The 9,072-nt window shown below is 62.9% G+C and carries 6 protein-coding genes and 1 pseudogene; all 7 read left to right on the top strand.

Features of this window, described 5'->3' with window-relative positions; all coding sequences use genetic code 11:
• A partial coding sequence (locus tag AB4Z11_RS13635; RefSeq protein WP_442025787.1) for a serine hydrolase occupies nt 1–391 on the top strand: 391 nt, incomplete at its 5' end.
• A 1-nt stretch (nt 392) separates the two neighbouring features.
• A complete protein-coding gene (locus AB4Z11_RS13630; RefSeq protein WP_442025786.1) occupies nt 393–1,394 on the top strand; it encodes a LacI family DNA-binding transcriptional regulator in 1,002 nt (333 codons plus the stop codon).
• A gap of 105 nt (nt 1,395–1,499) precedes the next feature.
• A complete protein-coding gene (gene rbsK, locus AB4Z11_RS13625; RefSeq protein ID WP_442025785.1) occupies nt 1,500–2,450 on the top strand; it encodes a ribokinase in 951 nt (316 codons plus the stop codon).
• Between the two features lie 68 nt (nt 2,451–2,518).
• The gene (locus AB4Z11_RS13620) at nt 2,519–4,657 is read left to right on the top strand and encodes a TonB-dependent receptor (RefSeq protein WP_442025784.1); all 2,139 of its coding nucleotides are present in this window, start codon (nt 2,519–2,521) and stop codon (nt 4,655–4,657) included.
• 5 nt (nt 4,658–4,662) lie between these two features.
• Nucleotides 4,663–5,409 (top strand): annotated as a pseudogene (locus AB4Z11_RS13615) (HpcH/HpaI aldolase/citrate lyase family protein); the annotation flags it as partial.
• Nucleotides 5,410–5,454: 45 nt separating this feature from the next.
• Nucleotides 5,455–6,723 carry a CaiB/BaiF CoA transferase family protein gene (locus AB4Z11_RS13610; protein WP_442025788.1) on the top strand — a complete coding sequence of 423 codons (1,269 nt, stop codon included), beginning with the start codon at nt 5,455–5,457 and terminating at the stop codon, nt 6,721–6,723.
• A gap of 7 nt (nt 6,724–6,730) precedes the next feature.
• A partial coding sequence (locus tag AB4Z11_RS13605; RefSeq protein WP_442025783.1) for a sodium:solute symporter family transporter occupies nt 6,731–9,072 on the top strand: 2,342 nt, incomplete at its 3' end.

The raw sequence follows: 9,072 nt of genomic DNA, 5'->3' as shown, positions 1-9,072 counted from the left end.
GTATTCAACCGCATCGGATTACGCCCGCTTCGCGCAGATGCTGCTGAATGGCGGACATCTGGATGGCGCGCAGATCCTGGGCCGCAAGAGTGTGGAGCTGATGATGTCTAACCACCTTACCCACCTCGACCCGCCGGTGAATGAATTCAGCAAAGGGGAGGGCTTTGGCCTCGGCGGCTATGTGGTGCTGGACGTGGCGCGGCGCGGGCGGCTTGGCAGTGTCGGACAATTCGGCTGGTCGGGAGCGGCTTCCACCTATTACACTATCGATCCCAAAGAGCAGCTGGTGGCGCTGTTGATGATGCAGCACCTGCCGCAAGGGCTGCCCGGCGATCCGCCGAAGCTGAGCGTGAAATTTTATAACCTGGTGTATCAATCCTTGATCGACTGATATGGCAACGATGAAGCAAGTGGCGGAACGCGCGGGCGTGTCCACCACGACCGTATCCCACGTGTTGAACAACACGCGCGTCGTCAGCGAGGACGTGCAGGAGCGCGTGCGGGCTGCGATGAAGGACTTGCGCTACATCCCCAGCGCGGTGGCGCGCAGCCTGAAGGGCGACAAGACGCACACCATCGGGATGATGATCCCGAATAACACCAATCCTTATTTCGCTGAACTGATCCAGGGCATCGAAGACGCCTCCTTCAAGCAGGGCTACAACGTCATCCTGTGCAATGCCTACGACGACACGCGCAAGCAGACGGCCTACTTGCAGGTGCTGATGGAGAAGCGCATTGATGGCTTGATCCTGGTCGCATCCGGCGCGGATGCCGAATTGTCGTCCCGTCTGCAGCATCTGCCGATTCCGACCGTGCTGGTCGACCGCGAAGTGCCGGGTGTGGAAGCGGACTTCGTGGAAGCGGACCATGAGGAGGGCGGCTATCTGGCCACCCGCTATCTGATCGAGCTGGGACATCGCGATATCGCCTGCGTCTCCGGCCCCATCGACCTGCCGCCGTCGCGCGCCCGCGTCGAAGGCTATCTGCGCGCGCTGAAGGAAGCGGGCCTGCGCTTCCGCCTCGATTACCTGGTGCGCAGCGACTTTACCAGCGAGGGCGGCTACCAGGGCTTCAGCCAGCTGCTTGCCCTGCCCAAACCACCCAGCGCCATTTTCGCCAGCAACGACCTGATGGCCATCGGTGGCATTTGTGCGGCCAGCGCGCGCGGCGTGCGCGTGCCGGACCAGCTCTCGGTGTTGGGTTATGACGACATTGCACTTGCTTCTTTCACCACGCCGCCACTGACCACCGTGGCCCAGCCGAAGTACGAAATGGGCGAGCTGACTGCCCGTTTACTCCTCGAACGCGTAGGCGGCCAGAACGATTCCCTGCGCCGCGAACTGCTGCATACCAAGCTGGTTGTGCGGCAATCCACGTCCCCTCCGAAGTAATTTCCGAAAAGAAAGAGTTGACATCAGATTGATGCGCGCGTTCAATAGCAATCGTTTGCGCAATCGTTTGCGTCTGAAAATACTTAAAATCGGAGACTCCAGAGCATGACTCCCCGCATCACCATCGTCGGCAGCATCAACATCGATCTGGTGTTGCGCACGCCGCGCATGCCCCTGCTTGGGGAGACGATCAGCGGCAGCGGTTTCCGTYAGATCGGCGGCGGCAAAGGCGCGAATCAGGCGGTTGCGGCGGCTCGTCAGGGCGCCGATGTCCTGTTCGTAGGCGCCGTGGGCAATGATGCTTTCGGCTACAGCGCCCTGGCCGACTTGCGCGAGAACGAAGTGGAAACCAGCCAGATTCTCGTGGTCCCGGATGTGGCGACCGGTGTGGCGGGCATCTTTGTCGATGACGATGGCGCCAACAGCATCGTGCTGGCTCCCGGCGCCAATCATGCGATCAGCCTGGCCCAGGTCGACGCCGCGGCAGGTGCGATCAAGTCTTCTTCCTACCTTGTCTGCCAGCTTGAAATCCCGCTGGACAGCGTGGTGCGCGCCATTGATATCGCACATGGCGCCGGCGTGAAAGTCGTCTTCAATCCTGCGCCCGCTGCACCGCTGCCGGAAGGCTTGCTGGCCATGACCGATTACCTGATCGTCAACGAAACCGAAGCCGCGCAACTGAGYGGCCTGAGTGTTGGCAGTCCCGAAGAAGCGGCAGCTGCTGCACGTGCCCTGCGCCAGCGTGGCGCGGGTGCGGTCCTGCTGACGATGGGCGAGGCCGGTGTCGCCGTGTGCAGCGCCGATGGCGAGTACCTGATACCGGCCGTGAAAGTGCAGCCGGTCGATACCACGGCGGCCGGCGACACATTTGTCGGCGCGCTGACTGTGGCGCTGGCGCGCGGCATGACGCTGCCGGCCGCGACGCGTGAGGCGCAATGTGCGGCGGCGCTGGCCGTCACACGTATCGGCGCTCAGACATCGATTCCGACGCGCGCGGAATTGCAGGAATTTATCGACAGCCGGGGTGGGCGGGCCGCCCTCGGTCTCGACGAGTAGGAGGGCCGGCCCGTAATCCAGTAACYCTCATAAGTTATAAAAAAAACCGCGATAACGAGGAGATAGCAATGAGTGAGACAATCAAACTGAAGCCGATAGCCGCAGCCATAGCGGCACTGCTTTTCTGCGGCGGCGCCTTCGCACAGCAGGCCGACGAAAAGAAATCGGATGACGACAAGGACAAGAACGCCGCCACGGTGATCGTGACCGGCACCCGCACCRCAAAAGCCGTGGACAAGATCCCCGGTGCGGTGAACGTGATTACCAGCGCCGAGATTTCCAGCTCGCTGGCCATCACCGAAGACGCGACGGCCGTGCTGGCGCGCACCGTGCCTGGCTATGCCGAGTCGACCCAGGCCATGAGCAATACCGGCGAAACACTGCGCGGCCGTATCGCGCTGCGCCTGTTCGACGGCATTCCTCAAAGCTCGCCATTGCGCGAAACCCAGCGTGGCGGCTCCTTCACCGATCTCGGCGTGGTGGGCCGCATCGAAGTAATCAACGGTCCATCCGCATCCGAGGGCGTTGGCGCGGCGGGCGGCATCATCAACTACGTGTCGAAGACGCCCACCAAGATGGGCAACGAATTCACGCTCACATCCAAGCTGACCAGCCAGTTCCGCGACGACAGCTTCGGCTGGAAAGTCGGCGGCGTGTTCGCCCACAAGGAAGAGGCATACGACCTGCTGGTCGCGCTGTCCGAAGTGGACCGCGGTATGCAATGGGACGCCAACGGCCGCCGCATCGGCATGAACGCTTCCGGTTCGCTGAACGATACCGAGGGCCGCAACCTGTTCCTGAAAGCAGGTTTCAACCTGACGCCGCACCAGCGCCTGGAAGTACAGGCCAGCCGCTTCAAGCTGGATGGCAAGGGCAACTACGTCTACCAGGAAGGCAACCGCGCACAGTTCATCACCGACACGTCGGTGYCGGGCAAGCCGTTTAATGGCCAGGCTGAATTCAACGACTTCCGCCAGTATGCGGCCAACTACAGCAACGACGATGTGTGGGGCGGCACCGTGACGGCTCAGGTCTACAGCGCGCAGCAGGCCATGCGCTTCGTGGCGGAGAAGGGCGGCGCCGACAAGCAGGACCCGCTGATTGCGCCGCTGGGTACCCTGGTCGACCAGTCCGAAGTGTTCTCTAAAAAGCGCGGACTGCGTACCGGCTATAACCGTCCCGATTTCCTGATCAGTAATCTGGAATTGCGCGCCGGCGTGGACGTGGTGCGCGATCAGACCGAGCAGCGTCTGGCGCTGACCAACCGCACCTGGGTGCCGCCGATGGTCTATACCAGCAAGGCGCCTTATGCGCAGCTGTCGTATGACCTGGGCGATTTCACCTTCAGTGGCGGCTTCCGCCGCGAGGATGGGGAACTGGAGGTGGACAGCTATACCACCACTTACTTCAACAACCGCGTATTCGTACAGGGCGGTTCTCTGGACTATCAGGCGAATCTGCCGAATGCCGGCGTTGTATGGCGCTTCGCACCGGGCTGGTCGACTTATGTGTCCTATGCCAAGGGCTTCAGCCTGCCGAACGTCGGTATCCCACTGCGTAATATCAAGGTGCCTGGACAGACGGTGCAAGGCATTCTGGACCTGCAGGCGGTCATCGTCGAGAACAAGGAAATCGGCGCGAACTGGAAGGGCAAGTGGGGCAGCGTGGCCGCTTCCTATTACAAATCGGATTCGGACTTTGGCGTGTCGCTGTCCATCGATCCAGTGACGGGCGACTTCATCATGCAGCGCTCGCCGGTGCAGGTGAAGGGTTTCGAGCTGTCCGGTGAATACATCGTCACGCCGTCTATCCGCCTGAACGGACTGTACTCGCGCATTCGCGGCAAATCGGCGTCGAAGGTTGGCGGCCCGCTGGACACCGAACAGGGTGTGGCCAATATCAATCCGGACAAACTGGGACTGGGCGCCAGCTGGCAGTGGTCGGATCGCGGCAACGTGCGCATCAACTCCACTACGCTGAAGGGCCGCTCGATCAACGAGGGCAAGAGCTCGGCGGAGAAGACCGGCGGCTACACGCTGTTTGACCTGACCAGCACTTATAAGACGAAGTATGGTGATCTGACTCTCGGTATCGAAAACCTGGCGGACCGCTTCTACATCATGACGTGGGCGCAGGTGCCGGGCTTCCAGAACTATTTCGCGGGCCGTGGCCGCACTTACTCGCTGACTCACAGCATCACCTTCTAAGCATTATGCGCAGCAAACTGTTTGTCCCCGGCTCGCGTCCGGAGCTGTTCGTCAAGGCACTTAACGGGCAGGCTGACGCCATATCGATTGATCTGGAAGATGCCGTGCCTGAAGGGCGCAAGGAGGAGGCGCGCCTGGCCGTGGCCGAGTTTCTGCGCTCTCCCGCAGCGCTGGAGAGCGGGACGCTGATCATCGTTCGCGTGAACGCGATTGGCTCCCCGTATTTCGAGGCCGACGTCGCGGCGGTTGCGTTGCCCGCGCTGGGCATGCTGAATTTGCCCAAGGCTGAATCGGCGGACGATGTGCAAGTCTTGTGTGCTGCGCTGGCACGGGCTGAGGCGGCAAACGGGGTGATCCGGCCGATTCGCGTACTGGCCAATATCGAGTCGGCGGCCGGTTTGCGCCGGGCTGCCGAAATCGGCGCGGCTAATTCGCGGGTGGCGGGCTTGCAGTTGGGGTTTGCTGACTTGTTCGAGTCCAACGGCATTGCGCGCCGCGATGCCGGTAATGTGCACGCGGCGATGTTCGCCTTGCGCATGGCCGCAGCGGAGGCGGGGGTGTTTGCTTACGACAGTGCGTTTCCCGATATCCGCGATGCCGATGGCTTCCGCGCGGAGGCCCAGATGTCGCGGCGTTTGGGCTTCTGGGGCAAGAGCTGTATTCATCCGTCCCAGGTGGCGCTGGCCAATGAAGTCTTCAGCGCGAGCGAGGAGGAGTTCGAGCATGCCGTGCGCGTGCTCGACGCCGCGCGCGCGGCGCAGGCATCCGGTGCGGGCGCGTTCACGGTGGACGGCAAGATGATCGACCTGCCATTCATCCGCCGCGCCGAAGCGCTCGTCGCTGCCGGCCGTCCCGCCACCCCGGCCGCGGTGGACGCCGGGTCCGGAACGGCTGCGCGGCTGCCGCTGGCGGGCATCCGTGTGCTGGATTTGAGCGCCTACATTGCCGGCCCCTACGGCTGCACGCAGCTCGCTGACATGGGCGCGGAGGTGATCAAGGTCGAGCCGCCGGTGGGCGACAATCTGCGCAAGTACCCGTCCACGCTGGAGGCCGAAAGCCGCGCCTTTCTCGGCGTGAATCGCAGCAAACACGGCATCGTGATCGACCTGAAACAGCAGGAAGGCCGCGACGTGCTGCTCAAGCTGGTCGACACCGCCGACGTCCTGGTACACAACTTCCGCCCGGGCGTGCCCGAACGCCTGGGTATCGGCTATGAGCAGCTGAGGTCACGCCGCCCGCAGCTGGTGTACTGCGCTGTCACCGGCTATGGCGAAAGCGGTCCGATGAAAGACAACGCGGGCTATGATCAGGTGCTGCAAACCTTCACCGGTATCTGCGCCATGCAAGGCCCTCAAGGCGGCGAGCCGCAGATCGTGTAWGGCAGCGTGGTCGACTACTACGCCGCTGCGCTGGTCGCATCCGGCGTCAACGCCGCCCTGTTTGAACGCAGCCGCACAGGACGCGGGCAATATGTGGGCGTCTCGCTGCTGCGCAGTGCCCTGGCCATGCAATCCGCCCGTCTGATCAAGGCCGAAAGCGAACCGCTGGACATTGGCCGCGACATGCGTTCCGGCGGCATCACCGGCATCCATCCCGCGCGTGAAGGCTACATCTACCTGTCCGCCAACACGCCGCATTTCTGGGCCACCCTGTGCGAGCGCGTCGGCTTGCCCGAACTGGCCACTGACCAGCGTTACGACAGCGTCCGCAAACGCGCCGAGCACGCATCGGTACTGGTGCCGAAACTGCGCGCAGCGCTGGCCGCACGTACCGCCCGCGAATGGGAACAGGTCTTCGGCAGCGACGTGCCATGTTCCGCCGCGCGCCAGCTGGAAGAAATGTTCGATCACCCGCAAGTCCTGGCTGAGAATATGATGGCGGACATGCAGCATCCGGCAGCCGGCAGCTACAGGGGATTCACCGAGGCGGTTCRTTTCGGCGACGCGCCTGCGCCAAAGCCATTTGCCGCACCGGCGCTGGGGCARCACTCGGACCAGATCCTGGCAGCCAACGGCTATTCGGCCGAAGAGATCGCGCGGCTGCGCGCTCTCGATGTCATTCGCTGAGGTATTCATGACCAGGCATTTCATTCATGTGGTACGCGTGCTGGCGCTGCTCGCCACGCTATGCATCGCCTCTCTCGCACCACGCCTGGCGTTGGCCGACAATCTGGCTACCGTCCGCAAGGTCGCGCTGCCGCCTTTGCCGCAGTCTGCCGCGCAGATCGCAACCGTCGAGGGCCGCCTGCTGGCGCTGACGGAGTCCGGCAGCTGGCTGCTGGACGAGGACCGCAAGGCGTGGCGCGCCACGAATTTCYGCGCTCCGCAAGCACGCACTTTCGCTGCGGGCCCGCGCTACACCTGGCTGCTGTCCGGTCCGGACGGTAGCGTCGCCAACGTGCAGCGCCTTGCATTGCAGGGGCAAGGCATCGACAGCGCACCGCTGCCGGCGCTGCCTGAGCCGCTAACGCACGCCTTCGCCGCTGTACTGGCAGACAAGTTGTATGTCGCAGGCCAGACCGCCGCCGGTGAGCCGCGCATGCTGGCACTGGATACCGTCACGCCGGGCGCAGGCTGGGAAGTGCTCCCGGCCTGGGATGGCCGCGGTGGCGACATCACTTCGCTGGTAGCACAGAACTCCACGGTATTGCTGACCGTGCGCGGCGCGGAAGGACAGAGCGACCGCCTGCTGCGCTGGACTGCCCGCAACGGCTGGTCGGAAGCGAAGCCCGTTGGCGGCCGCGTACTGCCAGGCGCGGTGCGCGCCACGGGCCAAGCCCATGTCCTGTATCTGGCCGAGCCGCTCGGTGCAAGCCAGGGCGCAGCGTATGGCCACACGCAGCTGCACACTTATCACACGATTACCGGCTCCTGGGCCGTAGCGCCGCTGTCTGAAGCCGAATCCGCCCAAGGCGCCGAATTTGGAGCAGGCTGGGGCAACGGCGTACTGCGCGCCTACGTCGACGCCGGCGGCCGCCAGCAGCTCGCATACACCGAAATCGTCAGCGGCAAGCGCCTGCTGAAAACCTTCGACTGGATCGTCATCGTGGTCTACCTCGCCGGCATGCTGGGCATCGGCTGGTATTGCTATATGCGCGAGAAGCGCAACTCCACATCGGACTTCTTCGTTGGTGGCCGCAGCATTCCGTTCTGGGCAGCGGGCATCAGCCTGTATGCTGCCAACACCAGCTCCATCAGCTACATCGCCATTCCAGCCAAGGCGTTCGAGACCAATTGGCAGTACATGACCAATAATCTGGTAGCCGTGGTGGCGCTGACGTTCGTTGCTGTCGCCATCGTGCCGCTGCTGCGCCGATTGAACCTGATGTCGGTGTTCCAGTACCTCGAAATCCGCTTCCATCCGGCGATCCGCATGATCGCAAGCCTGATCTGCATCCTGGTGCAGATCGGCAGCCGCATGAGCGTGATTCTGCTGCTGCCGTCGCTGGCCATCGCCACGATTACCGGTATCGACGTCACCTGGAGCATCATCCTGATGGGCGGCTTTACGATCGTGTACACGGCGATGGGCGGCATGAAGGCCGTGGTGTGGACCGACTTCGTGCAGCTATTCGTGAAGATGGGCGGCGCCCTGTTCGCGATTGGCTTCATCCTGTGGAAGCTGGATGGCGGCGTGATGGAGTTCGTTCACGTCGCGGCAGCGGAAAGCAAGACGAAGCTGTTCGACTTCAGCTGGGACCTGACCCAGCCGACCGTGTGGGGCTTCATCTTCCTTGTGGTGTTCGRCGTGGTGCTGACCTTCCCCAAAGACCAGGTGCTGATGCAGCGCGTGCTGTCGACCAAGTCCGCCAAGGAAGCAACGCGCTCGATCTGGACCTTCGCGGCGATCTCCATCCCCGGTGGCTTCATCTTCTACACCATCGGCACCGCACTGTACACCTACTACAAGAGCCACCCCGAGCGTATGAATCCACTGCTCAATGTGGACGCCACGTTCCCCTTGTTCATTGCGGCCGAACTGCCGACAGGTGTCACCGGTCTGATCATCGCGGGCATCCTGGCGGCGGCAATGGCTACGCTGTCCGGCATCATGAACAGCGTCGCGACACTGGCCTCGGTGGACTTCTATGAAAAGCTGGTGAAGAACCCGACACCGAAAAAGAGCGTGCTGTTTGCGGAAATCGCCACCGTGGCGACGGGCCTGATCGGCATTGCCGCCGCGCTGATTCTGTCGCGCTTCAATGCGCACTCGCTGTTCGACGTATCGATCGAACTGGCGGGACTGCTGAGCGGCGGTTTCGCAGGCGCCTACACGCTRGGCATGTTCACGCGCCGCGCCAACTGGCAGGGCGTAGCGATCGGCATTCTGTGCAGTTCGATCCTGACCACCATCTGCTGGACGATGAAGCTTGTCCACCCGTACTTCTACCTGCCGATTTCGATCATGCTGTGCAT

The sequence above is a fragment of the Pseudoduganella sp. RAF53_2 genome (assembly GCF_052113985.1).
Taxonomy (GTDB): domain Bacteria; phylum Pseudomonadota; class Gammaproteobacteria; order Burkholderiales; family Burkholderiaceae_D; genus Rugamonas.
Note: the sequence above shows the minus strand (reverse complement) of the source record. Positions and strands in the feature narration are given on the sequence as shown.